This window comes from Bacteroides sp. MSK.18.37 (assembly GCF_019129155.2).
Lineage (GTDB): Bacteria > Bacteroidota > Bacteroidia > Bacteroidales > Bacteroidaceae > Bacteroides > Bacteroides ovatus.
The window spans coordinates 5488440-5507864 of the sequence record NZ_JAHOIB020000001.1 but is presented as its reverse complement, the minus strand read 5'-3'; the positions used below and the strand labels follow the sequence as shown (position 1 = coordinate 5507864).

Here is a 19425-nt window from a genome sequence, read left to right as displayed (position 1 = left end):
GTAGTATATATAAAGTAATTATGAAGAGATTTATAATCATTGCCATGCTGACTGCCATAATGCCTTTGGCCGCTATGGCACAACATGAAGAAGATACAGAAAATGGTGTAGTATCATTAGCTGGAAGAGAAGGATTCACTATCGAAACCAAGAAAGGAGATTTTGTATTCAAACCCTATTTGCTCGTACAGACCAGTGCAAACTTCAATTGGTACGACGATGAAGGACTGGATAAAGCATACAATCAAGATAACATAGCCAACTCCGGATTTTCAGTTCCTTACGCCGTACTCGGATTCACCGGAAAGGCTTTCGATAAAGTATCTTTCAACCTTTCCATAAATGCGGCAGCCAGTGGAGGCGCATTACTTCAACAAGCCTGGTTTGATGTTCAACTGAAAAAGCAGTTTGCCATCCGGGTCGGTAAATTCAAAACTCCGTTTTCACATGCCTACCTGACAACACTGGGAGAAACATTGTTACCTAGTTTGCCAGTATCACTGACTGCTCCCGTTATCCTCCCCTATTCTTTGAATGCGGTAACACCCAATATTGGCACCGGATTCGATTTAGGTGTAGAGATTCACGGTTTGGTAGCTGATAAATTCGGGTATGAAATCGGTTTATTCAACGGTACGGGTGCAGCGGTAAATACAGCAACAAAAACATTTAGTGATGACTGGCACATTCCGTCTTTACTGTACGCCGGACGTTTCACCTATATGCCTAAAGGAGTGATGCCCGCTACACAGGGAAATCCGAACAGGCTGAATGAAGACAAAATCATGTTTGGTATTTCTACCTCTATCAATGTAGAAAGTGAAAATGAAAGTACCAATGATTATCGTGCCGGATTGGAGTTTGCAATGCTAAAGAACAAACTTTACCTGGGTGCTGAAGTCTATTATATGAATGTTGGCTTCACAAAAAGACAAAAGATTTCCGAGTCATATAATTACCTGGGCGGCTATGTACAAGGTGGTTACTTCGTTGCCCCCCGTCTGCAAGCAGCTGCACGCTATGATTTCTTCAACCGTAACGGAATGGACACCAATGGTTTTCTAAATATGCCAGCCGTGGGTATGAACTATTTTTTCAAGAACTGTAATCTGAAGTTACAAGCGATGTACCAGTATATTGCCCGTAAAGGTCATGATACCCAACTTGATCGGGATAACGACGATTTAGGTTTGGCAGTACATTCGGCCAGTATTCTACTCCAGTATACATTCTAAATAGCACAAGAAAGGATTTGTTTATGAAAAAATATATTCTTTTCGGAGGTTATCTACTGTTATTGGCATACATCACATCATGCGATGACGGACGTATTTACGAAAAGACAGAGACCCTATCAGAAGAAGGACGCACGCTGAAGATGAGCGGTAAGATCAATGGTATCAGTAAATGGCCCGATGGTTATAGTGTTGTAGTGGCAGGCTTCAGTGATGAGAGCGAGTATGCCGTTGTCACCAAAACAATTCCGGCGGTCGAAGATGATGAGATCCAGGTTACGATGACAGGAGTCAGTGATAAAGTAACCACTATTGAATTGTGCGTTATTAATAAATTGAGAAAACGAGTTATCAGTTTTCAGTCAATGGACGACCTTACAGCAGTTGACGACACCATCCTTATGGATGTGGGAACTGTAAATGTAGGTATGTACCATGGTATTCAAGAAAAAGTATTTAATACGACATGCGCACACTGTCATGGTGGAGGTAGTTCGGCAGCAGCCAACCTGTATCTGACAGAAGGCAAAAGTTACGAGGCACTGGTCAACCGCCCGTCGAAGAAAGTAGATGGCATGTTACTCGTCAAGCCGGGCAGTGCGCAAGAAAGCGTATTGCACACATTATTGAATACCACTATTAGTTCAACCTGGGGATACGATCACTCAAAAGAAATAGTATCATCTCCGATTTTGACCCTTATTGACGACTGGATCAATAACGGTGCGCAAGAATAAATAGTTATTTACCCAACTGATATGAACAACAAAAAACAACAGAATATTCAGTCTGAAAAGACGCTAACAGAGATTTTTAAATATAATGCAGGAGGAGAAGCTTCAGAGTATCATATTATCATTCATTCTACTAAACCGGAAGATACATACGAAGAACAGCTGAATGCAGTATTAAACACCTACGATTATTTACTTACCCAAGAATTGAAAGGAGCAGTTGCCATCCTCAAACGTTATTTCCTTAGTGACGCTGCCAATCAGGCAGATACACTACTGGCATTGACAACCGAAGGTTCGGACTGCGCACTTTCCATTGTGGAACAGCCCCCGCTGGACGGAACAAAAATAGCCTTATGGATTTACCTGTTGACAGATGTACAGACACAAGTCTTACATAACGGGCTTTTTGAGGTGAAACACAGTGCCTATCGCCACTTCTGGGGCGGTAGTGCATTCAATCGTGCCGCCAATTCGGAATACCAGACCCGTCTATTATTGAACGACTATGTGATGCAACTCCTGGAACAAGGTTGTAAACTGGCAGACAATTGTATCCGTACATGGTTTTTCGTGCAAAATGTAGATGTGAATTATGCCGGAGTAGTGAAAGCACGTAATGAAGTTTTCGTCACCCAAAACCTGACAGAAAAAACACATTATATTTCCAGCACAGGCATCGACGGCCGGCATGCCGACCCGAAAGTACTGGTACAAATGGATACTTACGCTGTAGCAGGAATGCAACCGGAACAGATTCATTTCCTCTATGCTCCTACCCATCTGAACCCAACTTATGAATATGGAGTAAGCTTTGAACGTGGCACGTATGTAGATTATGGAGACCGCCGACAGGTATTTATTTCAGGAACGGCAAGTATCAACAACAAAGGCGATGTGGTATATCCCGGCAACATCCGCAAACAGACAGAACGAATGTGGGAGAATGTGGAAACCCTGTTGAAAGAAGCGGACTGCACATTTGAAGATTTGGGACAAATGATTGTATATCTGCGTGACATAGCCGACTATACAGTTGTTAAAGCAATGTATGACAAACGTTTCCCACATACTCCTAAAGTATTTGTTCATGCTCCGGTATGCCGTCCCGGATGGTTGATTGAGATGGAATGTATGGGAGTGAAAGAATGTAAGAACAAGGAATACGCTCCATTTTAATATCATAAAAGATTATACAGTTGAAAAGGTTACTTATTATCTTATATATCTGTCTGGTGGGACTACTCGCTGTGACTACTTTCGTAGAACAAGCGTATGGGACAGATTTTGTAGAAAGAAATATATATCATACATGTTGGTTTTGTTGTTTGTGGGGAACAATTGCCACCATTGCACTTGTTGCTCTCATCCGACGCGCTTTATGGCGACGGTTCCCCATATTGTTGTTTCATGGCTCTCTCCTCGTTATCTTGGTGGGGGCCATGATTACGTTTATCGGAAGCAAAAAAGGATACGTACACTTGCTTCCGGGGGCAACGATAGACAGTTTCCTGGAATCGGAAAGCGGCAGAAAAGCTGATCTGCCATTCACAATACAACTAGATAGTTTCCGTATAGCATACTATCCCGGAACAGAAGCACCGGCAGACTACATCAGCTATATCACCTACTCTCTTCCCGGACAGAAAAATGTTCTATTACACGAACAGATTTCAATGAATCGTATATTTACATCACAAGGTTTCCGTTTCTATCAGTCATCTTTCGATGATGACGGAAAAGGGAGCTGGCTGACTGTCAATTATGATCCATGGGGAACAGGAGTGACTTATGCAGGATATATCCTGCTCGGTCTCTCCATGATTTGGCTACTATTTTCCCGCAGTAGTGATTTCCGACGCCTGCTAAACCACCCGCTACTTAAAAAAGGAGGTGTATTTATACTGTTTATTTTCTGCCTTGCAGGTAACATGCAAGCACAAAAAAAACTCCTTCCTGCATTGAAACAAACACAAGCGGACAGTTTAGCACAGGAACAGGTTATTTATCACGACCGGGTAGTACCTTTCAACACATTAGCCCGTGATTTCATTCAGAAACTGACAGGAGAAGCTTCATATAAAGGATTGACACCTGAACAAGTGATAGGTGGCTGGTTACTTTATCCGGAAGTGTGGAGAAATGAGCCATTGATATACATCAAAAATACAGAATTACAGCATTTATTAAACTTACAAACACCTTATGCTCGATTAACTGATTTATTTGACGGTTCTGTTTACCGTCTCCGTGAACATTGGCAACGTGAACAAGGACAACAAAACAAACTCGCCAAAGCAATCCAGGAAACAGATGAAAAAGTAGGCCTGATCCTGATGTTGGAAAAAGGAACATTCATCCATCCATTACCCACTGATGGCAGCGTGCAACCTCTCTCCGAACTGGAAGTGAAAGCAGAATTACTCTACAACCGGATTCCGTTCAGCAAGATTCTTTTTATGATAAATCTGTCATTGGGAGTGTTGTCTTTCCTGCTTCTACTTCATAACAGCCTGCAAAGAAATATCCTCTCGCCCAAAGCCAAAACGATTTCCCGCACAGCAGGAACTTTCTTTTCTGTTGCACTCTATCTTGCTTTCATATTCCATTTAGCAGGATATTGCCTGCGCTGGTACATCGGCGGTCGTATTCCACTTAGCAACGGTTACGAAACCATGCAGTTTATGGCTCTTTGTATTCTTTTGATAGCCTGTCTGCTCCATCGAAGATTTTCATTTATACTTCCATTCGGATTCCTCCTCTCCGGCTTTGCTTTGTTGGTTTCCTATCTGGGACAAATGAATCCCCAGATAACCCCATTAATGCCGGTGCTCGTCTCTCCATGGCTAAGTATTCATGTTTCATTGATTATGATGTCTTATGCCCTATTGGCATTCATCATGCTAAACGGAATACTGGCATTATGCCTCCGGAAAAAAGAATCGGAAAACAATGTCTCCGGAAACGACGCTATACAAGACAACCGGATAGAACAGTTGACGCTAGTCAGCCGCTTGCTGCTCTACCCTGCCACCTTCTTTTTAGGAGCAGGCATCTTTCTGGGAGCAGTTTGGGCAAACGTTTCCTGGGGACGATACTGGGCGTGGGACCCGAAAGAAGTATGGGCACTGATTACTTTTCTGGTATATGGAGTAGCCTTCCATTCACAAAGTCTGCGCATTTTCCGCAAGCCTCTATTCTTCCATATCTATATGATTCTTGCTTTCCTGACCGTCTTAATGACCTATTTCGGGGTAAATTATGTTCTTGGAGGGATGCATAGTTATGCAAACGCCTGAACCACTATATATAGCTAGTAATTGATAGAAGAATACCCATTTTAGGGGATTGCGGGAAAAGCGGAAAGCCCCTATCTTTGCAGTATCAGAATTAAATTAATTAGTCATAATTATATTACGTAGCCACATTAAAAATACATAGAAATCGGCCGAAGTGATTCACCCGCATTTCTTTTATTTGGTTGTTAAGTTGAAAAACCATATAATGTATTCATTTTGGAATATGAATAGATGACATATTCTAAAAGAGGCAAGGACGTCCGGCTTGTGAAAGCCGGACGTTTTTTTATATCAGTAAGAGAATAAAGTGAGAGAGCTCATGCATTCATGAGCTCTTTCCAACCAGCCGTTTCAAAAGCGATATACTCCGCTATAAACTTCTCCATCTCTTCTTTCTTCACAGGATGCAACACCAGCTCTTCGAGTAGGGCAAACAACCATACCGTATTCAGGTGAATAAAGAAGTTAGTTATTGCTATATTGATATGCGGATATTTCTGCTTCATTCCTTGAAAAAAAACAGAAATCGTACGCGTCATCAAATCTGTATATTCAGAACGGAAGTTCTCCAAAACAGAACCTTGTGCCTGAAAAAGCAGCAACCGCAAACGGTCACGATGTTCAGAGACCAATCTGATATATTCCCGTACAGACATTTTCTGATAATCCGAATCCATAAAGACGTCTATCGTCATCTGATCTGCATCGTGATTATAAATCATAGCATACAGATCATTCAATACCGGTTTCAGAATCGTACGGAATATCTCATCCTTATTGGTGAAATAATGATAGATATTACTCACCGTCACCCCTGCCCTCGAAGCTATTTCACGCATAGAGGCATCCTTGTATCCCTTTTCCAGAAACACTTCTTCGGCTGCCTTCAAGATTCCCTCTTGTATATCTCCTTTCAAAAATTGCATAGTATCGTTGCTATTTATCAATTCATATTTGTAACCAGTCTGTTCACCATCCGGGCAAATATACCATTTTTCTTTTTCAATTCCTCCGGTGTTCCCATTTCAGCAACACTTCCATTCTCCAATACTACAATTTTGTCGGCATTGGCAACGGTTCGCATACGGTGCGCAATAATCAGCACCGTTTTGTTACGTACCAATTCAGATATACCCGCCTGTATCTTGGTTTCATTCTCAACATCAAGCGAAGCCGTAGCCTCATCCAACAGAACAATCGGAGCATCCTTCAACAAAGCGCGGGCAATGGAAATACGCTGACGCTCACCGCCGGATAATGTTTCTCCATTCTCACCGATAATCGTCTGGTATCCCTGCGGCATTTTAGTGACAAACTCATCACATTGTGCCAAGCGGGCAACTCTCCGGACTTCCTCATCCGTAGCATCCCGTTTGCCAATACGGATATTATCCATAATGGAAGCATTGAAAAGAACTACATCCTGAAAGACAACGGAATAGTTTTTCAACAAAGTTTCAGGATCAATCCGACTGATATCCTGCCCGCCGAGGGTAATCTTTCCCGACTGGATATCCCAGAAACGTGCCGCCAACCTGGCCGCCGTACTCTTGCCACTACCCGAAGGACCAACCAAAGCCGTTTTTTCACCTTGTCGGGCAATAAAAGACAAGTTATTCAGAATTTGTTTTCCCTGCTCATAAGCAAAGTCTACCTGTCTGAATTCGATATCATAACCTTGAGGAGTGAATTCGGTAGTCCCGTTTTGTACCGGCAATGCTTCCATCTCATTCATTCTATTGATACGCACATCCAAATAGAACAAAGCGGCAATATTATTCATCACCTCACTGACCGGAGCATACACACGCGACCCGATAACCATAAATATAAGATAGGTAAACAAATCAACCGTACCCGAAGCCAAGAGATTGGCACCAACGATAATAACGCTTGCCAGTCCGAGTTTCAATACACTCTGGGAACCGTTTACCAACATGCCGAGCACCAGTTCATTACGAGTCAATACCTTTTCATAGGTATCAATGCTCGCATCCAGTTTTTCCAGATAGTCTCTCTCCTGATTGTAGGATTTTATCTCCTGAATGGTATCGAGTCCTTCCTGGATATGCTCGGTCACCATCCGCTTGTTCAGATAATTACTTTCATTGCTTTTCTGTATTTCCTTCTTCGAGAAAAGAAGGATTGCGGCAGCAAGCGGCACTACCCAGAACAAAGCAATCGTCAACTGCCAGTTATAAAATGCCATGCCGACGGTAATAAGCAGAATACTGATAATGGAAGCAAACAACTGAGGAACCGCATGCGAGAAAGTATGCTCGAGATCAGTGCAGTCATCCATAATCGTGGCGGTGAGGTCGGAAAGATTCTTTTCGCCAAAGAAAGCCAGAGGCAACTTGCGAAGTTTTTCCGCCAATGAGATACGCCGGTTTGCACTCTCATCATAAACGGTGGTATAGGTACTACGATATTGCAATACCGCAAATATATACATGACTATCATAAAGACAATACCGAGTATGCTATAATAGAGAATACCATGCGTCACCGAAGCCGAAGGCTGAAACACAGGACGAAGATATTCCTCAAGAAAGAGAAAAACAAATACCGCCGGCAACATCAATACAATATCGAGCAGTGTAGTGAAAAACACACCTTTACAGAAATCTTTCGCTCCTTTAGTTGAAAGGGCAAAACGTCTTTTTATTACTTCAATCATTAGAAACCTCCTTTCCTATTGTCCAGCGAACAGATTGCTGGTATTCATTCCACATATGATAATAGATGCCTTGTTTTCCAAGCAGGTTGGCATGTGTACCTTGTTCCGCAATCTTCCCCTTGTCAATGACGAGGATATTGTCGGCATCAGTGATGCTTGAAAGACGATGAGCAATCATCAATACGGTTTTTCCTTTTGTCAGTTCTTTCAAGGCTTGCTGGATGAGATGCTCATTTTCGGGGTCGGCAAAAGCAGTCGCCTCATCCAGTACAATGATGGGAGCATTTTTCAGGATTGCACGTGCCAGTACGATCCGTTGCTGTTCCCCGCCGGAGAGATATGTTCCCTCCGTACCAATCTTCGTATTCAGTCCGAGCGGAAGTTTATTGATAATTTCCCGGCATTGTGCCATATCTACTGCCCGTTCCACTTCCTCCATTGTCGCGTCGGGATTACCATATTTGATATTTTCGAGCAGAGAAGTCTTGAACAGCTTTGTATTCTGGAACACGAAAGAAATATATTTCATCAGTTCTTCGGGAGCGATTTCTCTTACATTGATGCCACCTATTAAAACTTTCCCTTCCGTTGCCTCCCAGAAACGGGGAACTAGACGGGCAATCGTTGTTTTCCCTCCGCCCGAAGCTCCGACAAGAGCTACTGTGTTTCCTTGCGGAATAGTGAAACTAACATCATCCACCGCCTTTTGATTAGCTCCCGGATAGCTGAAGGAAACTTTTTCGAACTGAATACTGAATTCCTTTACCGGTTGTGGATGCTCTACAACAGTCAGGTACTCATAAGCAACCAGATTCTCAAGACGTCCGATAGCTTCACTCGCCTGCCCCAAAGCCTGATTGAGATACATACTCTTCATGATACTTTGGGAGAATACAGGAGTAATGAGAACAAACAGGAAGAAATTAAGTAATACCGATGCATAATTACCTGAATAACCAATCAGCAAAATAGCCAACGGAGCAAGGAAAAACACAAAACCATTGATTATTACGGTATAGAGCGACATCGGCTTCTCCCACATTCGTGTATAGCCGAATACCATTTTATTATAATTCATGATACAGCGGTGAAAGTTTTTGAAAGAGTAAATAGTCTGCTGGAAAACCTTCACTACGGGAATTCCTCTCACATACTCTACAGCTTCGGTATTCATTTCCTCCAGAGAGGTCATGTAGCTTTTCATAAACTGCCGTCCCTCCGCATTCATCATAAAACCCATAACCAGCATGGCAATAATTACAGGGACGATACATGCCAGACCGAGTATCCAATCGAACACAAAAATCAGTATGGCAGCTACCAACGGCACTAGAAAAGTAGCCGCAAGGTCGGGCAACTGATGTGCCAGAAAACTATGGGTAACCCCTGCATTGTCATCTATAATCTTGCGAATACGTCCGCTCGTATTAATGTCAAAGAAGCCGAGAGGCATACGCACTATCTGGCGCATGGCTTCTTTACGCAAATTCGATTCAACCCGAAAAGCTGCAAGATGCGAAGACATCAATGCGGCAAAATAAAGGACGATGCTCGCCACGGCCATGCCTGCCGCCCACCAGGCATACGTCACCACATTACCGGAAGAGGTTATCTCTCCGTGTTCAAGCAGTTCTCTCACAATCAGCCAAATAAGGATATAAGGCAACATGCCCGCCAGGGCACTTAGGGCAGACAGCAGCATTGCCGCAGGCAAAAGCACTTTCCGTTTACCCATGTAGTTCTGAAGTTTTTTCAATGTACTCATAACGTACGTTCAATCTATATTAAGTTCGACAATCATTTAACTTATCGCTTGTTTTCAAAAAAGAACAATATTCGAAATCGTTCAAAAAAAGAGAGCTTATATTTCTATAAGCTCTCTTCATCCCATTCAATCCGGTGCATGTGCACCTTTGATATATGATTAATCTCGACTCGTCTCTCACTGATTCGCATAAGTTTTCAAATATTTTCTGCAAAGGTACAGCTCGCCGGCAAGACGGACAATACCTAAAAATAATGAAATTTGCTATTCATGTTTCAGCCATGCACTTGGCAATACTTCTTTTTCACCTTTTTCATTCACCAGTTCCATCTGCAATACGCCTCCGTTACAATCGAAGTAACGTACCTCTATCGGATGAAGCCCGGCTTTCAAAGCCTTCTGCACAATAATCTCTACCGGCGAATGTGCTCCATCATTATCTCCCAACAATTCACCGTCAAGCATTAATGTGCTACCGTCGTCCGAGAGAAGGGCAAATGTATAGATACCATCGGCAGGAACTTCCAGATAGCCGGTCAATACCAGACCGATATTTCCTTTCACCTCTTCGGGAATGGATACCGATTCCACCACATACTCCCCTTTGACAGGAGCTGCATCAATATCCGCACAAAGATTACCACGGAAATCGTGCCATACTGCTTTCAAGCCGGGCTGCAAAGCAGCCGGAGCAGTCACCGCCTCCGCATAAGGAGCCTTTACATACTTGGTACGCACCACATCCGAAGGAGAACCATCCGGACGAAAAGTGCGGAAAGCGAAATCCGTAGTCTTCCCAACTTCCAAAGCACCGTTATAAAGAGCTGATTCTTTGGTAGGCATACTGCCGTCTGTCGTATAACGTATTTCAGTACCGGGTAACGGGCAGGTCAATTCCACAGTTGTTTCATCAATAAATGCATTCACTTTATAGAATCCCTGCAAATCAGGCACCCTATAATTTACCCTCATCACATCCATCCGCTTAAATTGCGGAACAAGCTGACGATAAAATTCTTCGAGACCCGGTTTAGCTGTCGGCTCCGCCCAAGCTATTTCACTCAACGCTATCATACGGGGAACAATCAAATATTCAATGCGCTTCATTGTCGGAATCCATTCAGCCCAGAGATTCGCCTGCACACCCCAGATATATTTCTTCTGTTCCGGCGATAACCGCTCGTCTGCACACGGATCATACGCAAGTATTTTCTTTACTGAATTCTGATCCTGCGCATAATCGAAATAGAAATATTCATTCGGACAAGCAATCACTTTCTGCTTTTGTGCAGTTGCCGTAGGCAATGCATCTTTCGCCCAACTTCTCCACCAGGTAATGGCAGCATCGGAAGATAATCCGTCGGATACCACTTCATCCCAGCCTATGAGTTTCTTTCCGTTGGCAAGGAAGAATTTCTCCATGTCACGTACAAACCATGCCTGAAGTTCTTCTACCGAACCCAGTTTCTCCGTACGAATCCGTTTCTGACAAAGAGGACATTTCTTCCAGTTGGCTTTTTCCACTTCATCACCACCCATGTGCACATATTCATAAGGGAAAAGTTCAAAAACTTCTTTGAACACATTCTGGCAGAACTCCAGCGTTGTATCTTTGCCCGGACAGATAGGAGAAGAGAAAGTTTCCCCCCACCCGATTAATCCGTCGCACGCCAATTCCGGATATTGACCGATAGCTGCCAGGAAATGTCCCGGCATATCGATCTCGGGAATGACATCGATACCTCTTTGCGTAGCATAGGCTACTATTTCTTTTATATCATCATGAGTGTAATAACCTCCATACAGCGTATCTCCTTCCACAATGCGTATCTTATCTTCCGGAATCAGAAAATCGGTATTATCTTCTTCTTTCGCACGTGCCATACAGGTACGATCCTGCGTATTGAATTTACGCCAGGCCCCTTTTTCTGTAAGCAACGGGTATTTCTCGATCTCTATACGCCAACCCTGATCGTCGGACAGATGCCAGTGGAACTTATTAAGTTTATACAAAGACATCAGATCTAATACATGCTTCACTTCTTTTTTATTCCAGAAATGGCGGGAAGCATCCAACATAAATCCACGCCATTCAAACCGTGGCGCATCTTCTATTTGCACGACAGGGATAGAATAATTCTGTTTCTCTCCCTGCACTTCTATCGTTGCAGGAAGCAACTGGCGAATAGTAGTAATAGCAGAAATAATACCCGAATAGTCAGTTGCCTCTACCCGAATATACTCCGGTGTAGACTCAAGTTTATAAGAGCCGGGCTTTCCAACAGTATCCTTCAACTGAAAATACATATCTACCTGACTCTTATCGGTAGTGACTTCAACAGAAGACGATATGACATTCCGAAGAATCTCCTGCAGATACCCGGCAACCGGAAACAAGGACTGATCGGAAACCCCAATCTTCATTCCATCTTTTAAAACAAACGAGCCAGACTGCTCGGTCAGACTAACGGGGGTAGGTAAGATTGCAATCTCTTGCTTGACGGTAGGCGTGCAAGAAGAAAAAATACAAGCTGACACAATGAGAAAAGAGCTACTTAGTTTTTTGAACATGCGGTTAACTATTTAATAAATTAATTGTCCTGTTTTTAATTGACCATCTATATATAATACAACTAAAACGTATAAACTACTAAAAAGGCAGAAAAAGTTTTTTGCGACTTCATATCACAGACTCCTATTAATGTTTATCTTTGCTCCCCAATCCCATTACAAACAATTATAAAGAGTCACTTCAATGTCAAGAGAGAAAATACTAATCACAACCTCGTGGATCAGCACAATTGGCAATGCAATCTTGTCCGTATCCAAAATCATAATCGGTTTATTTGCCGGTAGTTTAGCCGTAGTCGGCGACGGTATCGACTCGGCAACCGACGTCGTTATCTCTATCGTTATGATTTTTACGGCACGCCTCATCAACCGCCCTCCTTCAAAGAAATATGTATTCGGATATGAGAAAGCGGAAGGGATCGCAACAAAGATTCTATCACTCGTGATATTTTATGCCGGTGTACAAATGTTGCTATCATCCACTAAAAACATCTTTTCAGATGAAGTGAAAGAGATACCATCGGCTATCGCCATCTATGTCACTATATTTTCTATTATCGGTAAACTCTTACTGGCTTCATACCAGTACAAACAGGGAAAGAAGATCAACAGTTCCATGCTCACGGCAAACGCTATCAATATGCGTAATGATGTTGTCATTTCAACCAGTGTTTTGTTAGGATTGATATTTACTTTTATCTTCAAATTGCCGATACTCGATTCGATAACAGGATTGATAATCAGTCTCTTTATCATCAAATCTTCCATCAGCATCTTCATTGATTCCAATGTGGAGCTAATGGACGGGGTGAAAGATGTCAATGTATATAATAAGATATTCGAGGCTGTAGAGAAAGTGCCCGGTGCCAGTAATCCGCATCGCGTCCGGTCACGAATGATAGGGAATCTCTATATGATTACCCTTGATATAGAAGTGAATCCACAAATCACGATCACGCAAGCCCATGAGATTGCCGATGCAGTGGAGAAGAGCATCATTAATTCGGTAGATAATGTATATGACATTCTGGTACATGTGGAACCTGCCGGTAAATGTCAGACAGGAGAAAAATTCGGGGTCGATAAAGATATGGTTTGATCCATCTCTACACAGAGTTTCTTTCACTTTCCTCTATCACCTATCACCGACACTTCCAAAAGCTCTTATTCATGGGGATTTCAGGGGTGGTGACAGGTTGTTTGCAACCTATCACCGCATCTATCACCTATCACCGCCCGATCAATCAATGATTAACAAGGAGAAAAGAACAGGTCTCTATACGACATATTAGTTTCAGCCGCTTGAAACTTTTAGTTTCAAGGCTTGGAACAAAGTGTTTCCCGGTGTGAAACAAATCGTTTCACCGTTTGAAACAAAGTGTTTCAACGCAGGAAACAAAAAGTACCGTGCCGGGAAACTATTTTTATGACCGATTAATAGCTGATCTTTACTCCGGCAAAGAAACTTCTCGGCAAAGAAGGACCGTAAATATAACCGGAATCCCGGTTAGCTCCTCTGTCAAAGTCCTTCTGATAAGACTCAAAAATATTCTGAACTCCGCCGTTTAATTGCAAATCAATCGTTTTGTATAACTTGAAGTCATAAGCCAGTTTCACTCCCAAATCTAAGAAACGAGGTGTTCTGATTGCTTCCGCTTTTCTTTCAGGCATTTCACCCAGTTCGGCATTCTCGGCGGTGATATCCATACGTTGCACCAACATCCTGCCGGTATAGGTTCCTGACAAAGCAATAGATAAAGGTTTGATGGGGGTACAAGTAGCAGTGAAATAACCGTATGTATCGGGAGTACGGAAAATCTTCTTTTCTGCCGGTGCATCGTCATGCCACTTATGCGGTTCATCGTACCGGCTACGTTGTAAAGTTAATCCCGCTTGTATTTGCAGGATAGAAAGATAAGCCACTTTACCTTCCAGTGTCAATCCCATCACTTTAGCACCGGGGCCATTGCTACGTGTTTTCACTAATATACCATCACCACGGTCGTAAGGTTCGCCCAATACAAAAACATCGGTCAGTCTTGTATAAAAACCCTCAATCAACAAATTCGTCTGGAATGCTCCGAAACGATGATACATATCTGCAGAAGCACTGAAACTTTGGGATTTCTCTTCTTTCAAATCCTTTGCACGCTCGATCATAGCCACCGTTCCGCCCACATTTTCAATATGCATATCCTCATCAAAAGCCTGCGGAGCACGAAATCCGGAAGAATAGCTTAAACGCAGGTTAATATTCTGGGTAGGATTAAAACGCAAGTTGGCACGGGGACTAAAGATCACATTATCCACCATATTATGCTTATCCAGACGACCACCAATCAGAATCCCCCAACGGTCGTTCTTCCATTCGTTCTGCAGAAAAGCACTGTAAATATTCACCGTCTGATCCGTGTGACGGTTATATCCCCACATGTTATCTTTTAGGCGGTCACGGTTATATTCAAGCCCTGCCGTGAGATCAGAAGGCATAAAAAAGCACTTGTCAAACGTATGTACGTATTGTGCACCACCCATAGCGGTTAAATCTGTCGTCTTTCCATAGGCTTTCAGAGGATCGTTACCCGGTCCGTAATAACTGTCCCGGTCTGTATTGGCAGCCGATGCAAAAACACTTAGACGGTTCTTTTCATCCGGAGAGAAATAATCGAATTTCAAACTTCCACCATCAATAGAATGTTGCAACTGCTCCGCAATATGCGCTTCGTGAGGAGGACGGTTCAACATATCCCCTCCACGACGAAATTCCTGCATGTGGTGATATTCAAAGGTCAGTTTGGAATAAGTACTTGTTTTGAGATAAGAGCGGAAACCCACTGTCTGATTCTTCAATTTGGGCAGTTCGGTAAATCCGTCTCCGTCATAATCATATCCCGACCGATAACGGTTCTGACCAAAGATATACAATCCGGCACGATGATCGTCCGTCACCAATGAAACATTCAGCGAGGTGTTGTTATCGAATGAGGAGCTTCCTCCTAAAGAAGTTATGGTGTGCGACAGCTGACCGGAATTGCGCAAAGGTTCTTTGGTGATTATATTAATGGTTCCTGCAATAGCCGAAGAGCCGAACAAGGCGGAGCCTCCCCCACGCATCACTTCTACACGTTCAATCATGCTGGCAGGAATCTGTTCCAGTCCATACACTCCGGAAAGGGCACTGAATACGGGACGCGAATCTATCAGAATTTGCGTATATGGTCCGTCCAGACCATTGATACGGACTTGCTGGAAGCCACAATTCTGGCAATTTGTCTCCACACGCACTCCGGGCTGGAAGTTCAATCCTTGTGATAAAGTGGAAGAGTTAGTGGTTTCAAAGAGTTTCAGGTCGACGACATTCACCAAAGTAGGAGCCATACGACGTGTCGTTTCACTCCGATTGGCGGAAACTACTACTCCGTCGAGAGCAATCGCATCCTCTTCTATTTCAAAATCTTCTTCCAGTGTCTTTCCTTTTTTCAGAGTTACGTTGCGGGTCACTGTCTTGTAACCTACCGAACTAACTTCCAGTATAAAATTTCCTTCCGGCAAATTCTTCAAAAAATAATGTCCGGTAGCATCAGTCACGGTTCCTATGGTCGTTCCTTTCAGTGCAATGGTGATGTATGGAAGATGTTCTTTCGTTTTTTTATCCAGTACATGACCTATTATATTCGCATCGGATTTCTTCAGTTCAGGGTAGTCCGGACGTTCAGCCAATGCGTATGACAAGACACAGCACAGGCCGACCAGGACTAAAAGATATTTCTTCATTGTCGTTAGTGTTTTAATGTTTTAATTCGAAAAATAATAATAAAGGGAAAGGGAAGCAGCGATCGTTAATCGTTGATCCTAATACATAAATACTGTTCCCCCCAAAAGATAAACTAAGCGACAGGAGGTGCTCTAAGAGATATTACGCCCGGACAAGAACGGTGAAAATGCTCTATTTGCGGGCGGACAAACAGGATGCATAATAGAGATAAAGCAGCAACAGAGAATGTTGGTATCAAACCGCTGTCGGTCACCAACACATGACTCAAGAGATGAATTAGTTGGAATTCAACCGTTGTATGGCTATGTTCGCTGCCTTTTTTAAATGGATGTAAATGGACAATTGTAACCCCGTTGACCACATGGGAGTGAGTAAACAAAGTGATTCCTGCCATGTACGAGATAAACAGTACAGGCAGAAACCACTTCATTATATGTAGGTACAATTGTTTCATTCGGTCATCTTGCACATTTATTCTGTGCACCTAAGTCAAGGTTTAGTTTGTTTTTTGCAAAGATAAGGATTGTCTCCATGCAAAACAATCCCTATTTATGACGATTTTAAATCTTAATCGAATTTTAATAACTTATCTTCACTCCGGCAAAGAAACTTCTCGGCAATGACGGACCATAGATATAACCGGAGTCACGGTCAGCCCCTTTGTCGAAGTCGTTCTGGTAGGCATTGAAAATATTCTGTACGCCGGCATTCACCTGCAAGTTCATCGACTTGTAAAGTTTGAAATCATAGGCAGCCTTCAAACCGATATCGAAGAAGTCCTTCGTATTCACCGTTATCGGTTTTTCAAGGAATCCCGGAACTGGTTCGTGGGGAACCAGCATCGAACCGGTATATGTACCGGAAAGAGCGATAGATAATGGTTTTATCGGGGTATAGGTTGCTGTAAAATAGCCGTAAGTATTCGGTGTACGCATCATTTTCTTTACAGCCGGAGCGTCTGGGTTCCATACGTGCGGTTCGCTGTAATGGCTCTGCTGCAAAGTGATTCCTGCCTGAAGCTGGAATTTAGTCAGGTATGCCATCTTTCCTTCCAAAGTCAGTCCCATCACACGGGCTCCCGGTGCATTGTAACGTGTACGTGTTAGGATTCCATCCACTATCTCTCCGTCGGTAAGGGCAAATACATCTGATAATTTTGTATAAAATCCTTCTACCAGGAAGTTAACCTGAAACGCACCAAAACGATGATAAATATCTGCCGAGGCACTCAAGCTCTGTGATCTTTCTTCTTTCAGATTATCGGCCAGTTCAACCATCGCCACATTACCGCCCACATTCTCCACATGCAAATCTTCGTCGAAAGCCTGCGGAGCACGGAAACCGGATGAGTAACTGAAACGAAGATTGATGTTTTCTGTCGGGTTATACCGCAGATTGGCACGCGGACTGAATATCACATGGTCAATCAGGTTATGTTTATCCAAACGACCGCCAATCAGAAATCCCCAATGCTCATTCTTCCATTCATTCTGAAAGAAAGCACTACCGATATTCACTTTCTGGTCTACTGTACGGTGGTATCCCCACATATTGTCTTCCAGTTTATCCTGATTGAATTCTATTCCGGCAGTCAGGTCAGCAGGCATGAAGATACATTTTCCGAAACTATAGACATATTGCGATCCTGCCATCCAGTTCAAGTCGGTGGTGTTTCCGTAGGCATTCGGATCTTGGCCGCCACCATAATAGCTGTCACGATTGATATGCTGCGCTGATGCAAACACATTGAAACGATGTTTCTCGTTAGGTGAGAAATAGTCAAATTTCAGTCCTCCACCATTGATCGAGTGTTCGGTCTGTTCCGCCACATTCGCTTCGTGAGGCGGACGGTTCAACAAGTCTCCTCCCCTACGGAATTCTTCCATGTGGTGATATTCAAAAGTTAGTTTCGAATATGTCGTTGTTTTCAGGAATGAACGGAAACCGATGGTCTGGCCGTGTATCTTGGGGATTTCAGAATATCCGTCACCATCATGGTCATACGCAGAACGATGGCGATTCTGACCGAAGATATACAAACCGGCACGCTGGTCGTCCGTCACAAGTGATGCATTCAGCGCCGTACTGTTATCAAAAGCATCGCCATCACCAATACCTGTAATGGTATGCGATAACATACCGGAATTGCGCATCGGTTCTTTGGTAATGATATTGATTGTTCCGGCAATAGCAGACGAACCGAACAAAGCCGATCCGCCTCCACGCATCACTTCCACACGTTCTATCATGCTGGCAGGAATCTGCTCGATGCCATACACACCGGAAAGTGCACTAAAAATGGGACGGGAATCGAGCAGGATTTGCGTATAAGGACCATCCAGTCCATTAATACGTACTTGCTGGAAGCCGCAATTCTGACAATTAGACTCTACACGGACACCCGGCTGAAAGCTCAATCCTTGTGCCAAAGTCGTAGAATTGGTATTCTCAAAGATTTTCAGATCCACCACATTCACCAGTGTCGGAGCCAGGCGACGGGTAGTCTCGTTACGATTGGCAGATACTACTACGCCATCCAAGGCAACCGCATCTTCTTCTATCTCGAAATCTTCTTCCAATGTGCGCCCTTTCTTCAGCGTCACATTCCGTCTGACGGTTTTATACCCCACCGAACTAACTTCGAGCACAAAATTGCCTTCGGGAAGATTCTTCAAGAAATAATGCCCGGTAGCATCAGTTACCGTTCCAATGGTAGTACCTTTCAAGGCGACTGTTATATAGGGCAAGTGTTCTTTGGTGTTTTTATCAAGAATATGGCCAACGATATTGGCATCTGACTTACGTAATTCAGGATGATTAGGATATTCATGAGCTTGTCCTTCAAGGGCAGGCAACAATGCGCAGCACAGGCAGACAAGCGAAAAGATGTATTTCTTCATTTTTCGTTTGTTATTAGTTTTCGATAAGTATTCACATGGATAGACAGATAATGCCCTACCTCATGCAAGGTACGGTATCATCATTCAAAGAATGGAGAAACGAATAACCGGAGGTGCTCTAAGTCACACTACCCCATGATACGGACAGTGATAGTGAGCATACGGCGAACGGCCGAGCAACAAATACAATAAGAAAGGAATAAAAAGGGAAAGAGCAAAAACTATGGCTGCACCGTCTGCCGTTAAATGAGACAGAAAATGAATCAGTAGCAGTTCGACTGTAGAGTGTTTATGTGCCGCCCCTTTCTTAAATGGGTGTGAATGGACGATTGTCACGCCATTGACCACATGCACGTGGGCAAAGAATGTGAAGCTTACCAGATACGACACAAACAGTATCGGTAAGAAGTAGCGTGTAATATTCAATAACAATCGTTTCACCTCATTTTTTCTTTGAGGCGGCAAA

Annotated in this window: 13 protein-coding genes; 5 read left to right on the top strand and 8 right to left on the bottom strand. The window is 43.2% G+C overall.

Annotation, left to right across the window (positions count from 1 at the left end):
- Positions 1-20 precede the first annotated feature (20 nt).
- The 4 genes from KSX81_RS21245 to ccsA are packed head-to-tail and all read left to right on the top strand — an operon-like array spanning position 21 to position 5268.
- Positions 21-1235 carry a porin gene (locus KSX81_RS21245; RefSeq protein WP_004303732.1) on the top strand — a complete coding sequence of 405 codons (1215 nt, stop codon included), beginning with the start codon at positions 21-23 and terminating at the stop codon, positions 1233-1235.
- 23 nt (positions 1236-1258) lie between these two features.
- Complete coding sequence (locus tag KSX81_RS21240) at positions 1259-1972, top strand: hypothetical protein (RefSeq protein WP_008999702.1); 714 nt, start codon at positions 1259-1261, stop codon at positions 1970-1972.
- 21 nt (positions 1973-1993) lie between these two features.
- Entirely contained in the window at positions 1994-3148 is a 1155-nt protein-coding gene (locus KSX81_RS21235) for a Rid family hydrolase (protein WP_032846671.1), read from the top strand.
- A gap of 20 nt (positions 3149-3168) precedes the next feature.
- Positions 3169-5268 (top strand): cytochrome c biogenesis protein CcsA, encoded by a 2100-nt coding sequence (gene ccsA / locus KSX81_RS21230; RefSeq protein ID WP_032854222.1) that lies wholly within the window; start codon positions 3169-3171, stop codon positions 5266-5268.
- Positions 5269-5585: 317 nt separating this feature from the next.
- Here the strand turns inward: ccsA and KSX81_RS21225 are convergent, their stop codons facing one another.
- The 4 genes from KSX81_RS21225 to KSX81_RS21210 form a co-directional block, all read right to left on the bottom strand.
- On the bottom strand, positions 5586-6194 hold the full coding sequence (locus tag KSX81_RS21225; RefSeq protein ID WP_004300131.1) for a TetR/AcrR family transcriptional regulator: 609 nt from the start codon (positions 6192-6194) through the stop codon (positions 5586-5588).
- Positions 6195-6211: 17 nt separating this feature from the next.
- Positions 6212-7948, bottom strand: coding sequence for an ABC transporter ATP-binding protein (locus KSX81_RS21220; protein WP_217725764.1), 1737 nt, complete (start codon positions 7946-7948; stop codon positions 6212-6214).
- Entirely contained in the window at positions 7941-9713 is a 1773-nt protein-coding gene (locus KSX81_RS21215; protein WP_032846673.1) for an ABC transporter ATP-binding protein, read from the bottom strand. The genes KSX81_RS21220 and KSX81_RS21215 overlap by 8 nt, the downstream gene beginning before the upstream one ends.
- Positions 9714-9977: 264 nt before the next feature.
- Positions 9978-12284, bottom strand: a complete 2307-nt coding sequence (locus KSX81_RS21210; protein WP_217725765.1) for a family 20 glycosylhydrolase — start codon at positions 12282-12284, stop codon at positions 9978-9980.
- 184 nt (positions 12285-12468) lie between these two features.
- On the opposite strand from KSX81_RS21210, the gene KSX81_RS21205 reads away from it, so the two are divergent.
- Positions 12469-13383 (top strand): cation diffusion facilitator family transporter, encoded by a 915-nt coding sequence (locus tag KSX81_RS21205; protein ID WP_004300135.1) that lies wholly within the window; start codon positions 12469-12471, stop codon positions 13381-13383.
- Between the two features lie 335 nt (positions 13384-13718).
- Here KSX81_RS21205 and KSX81_RS21200 read toward each other — a convergent pair whose 3' ends face one another.
- The 4 genes from KSX81_RS21200 to KSX81_RS21185 all read right to left on the bottom strand — a co-directional run bounded on the left by KSX81_RS21200 (position 13719) and on the right by KSX81_RS21185 (position 19424).
- The gene (locus tag KSX81_RS21200; RefSeq protein WP_128131530.1) at positions 13719-16058 is read right to left on the bottom strand and encodes a TonB-dependent receptor; all 2340 of its coding nucleotides are present in this window, start codon (positions 16056-16058) and stop codon (positions 13719-13721) included.
- Positions 16059-16171: 113 nt separating this feature from the next.
- Positions 16172-16513, bottom strand: coding sequence for a hypothetical protein (locus tag KSX81_RS21195; protein ID WP_217725766.1), 342 nt, complete (start codon positions 16511-16513; stop codon positions 16172-16174).
- Between the two features lie 124 nt (positions 16514-16637).
- Entirely contained in the window at positions 16638-18959 is a 2322-nt protein-coding gene (locus KSX81_RS21190; RefSeq protein ID WP_195355428.1) for a TonB-dependent receptor, read from the bottom strand.
- Between the two features lie 123 nt (positions 18960-19082).
- Complete coding sequence (locus KSX81_RS21185; RefSeq protein ID WP_217725767.1) at positions 19083-19424, bottom strand: hypothetical protein; 342 nt, start codon at positions 19422-19424, stop codon at positions 19083-19085.
- Between the last annotated feature and the right edge of the window lies 1 nt (position 19425).

What these genes read in the sequence shown, in the direction of transcription:
- KSX81_RS21220 (WP_217725764.1), bottom strand. Translation starts at nt 7,948, where the DNA reads ATGATTGAAGTAATAAAAAGACGTTTTGCCCTTTCAACTAAAGGAGCG.
- KSX81_RS21215 (WP_032846673.1), bottom strand. Translation starts at nt 9,713, where the DNA reads ATGAGTACATTGAAAAAACTTCAGAACTACATGGGTAAACGGAAAGTG.
- KSX81_RS21190 (WP_195355428.1), bottom strand. Translation starts at nt 18,959, where the DNA reads ATGAAGAAATACATCTTTTCGCTTGTCTGCCTGTGCTGCGCATTGTTG.
- KSX81_RS21235 (WP_032846671.1), top strand. Translation starts at nt 1,994, where the DNA reads ATGAACAACAAAAAACAACAGAATATTCAGTCTGAAAAGACGCTAACA.
- KSX81_RS21205 (WP_004300135.1), top strand. Translation starts at nt 12,469, where the DNA reads ATGTCAAGAGAGAAAATACTAATCACAACCTCGTGGATCAGCACAATT.
- KSX81_RS21225 (WP_004300131.1), bottom strand. Translation starts at nt 6,194, where the DNA reads ATGCAATTTTTGAAAGGAGATATACAAGAGGGAATCTTGAAGGCAGCC.
- KSX81_RS21240 (WP_008999702.1), top strand. Translation starts at nt 1,259, where the DNA reads ATGAAAAAATATATTCTTTTCGGAGGTTATCTACTGTTATTGGCATAC.
- KSX81_RS21200 (WP_128131530.1), bottom strand. Translation starts at nt 16,058, where the DNA reads ATGAAGAAATATCTTTTAGTCCTGGTCGGCCTGTGCTGTGTCTTGTCA.
- KSX81_RS21245 (WP_004303732.1), top strand. Translation starts at nt 21, where the DNA reads ATGAAGAGATTTATAATCATTGCCATGCTGACTGCCATAATGCCTTTG.
- KSX81_RS21195 (WP_217725766.1), bottom strand. Translation starts at nt 16,513, where the DNA reads ATGAAACAATTGTACCTACATATAATGAAGTGGTTTCTGCCTGTACTG.
- KSX81_RS21210 (WP_217725765.1), bottom strand. Translation starts at nt 12,284, where the DNA reads ATGTTCAAAAAACTAAGTAGCTCTTTTCTCATTGTGTCAGCTTGTATT.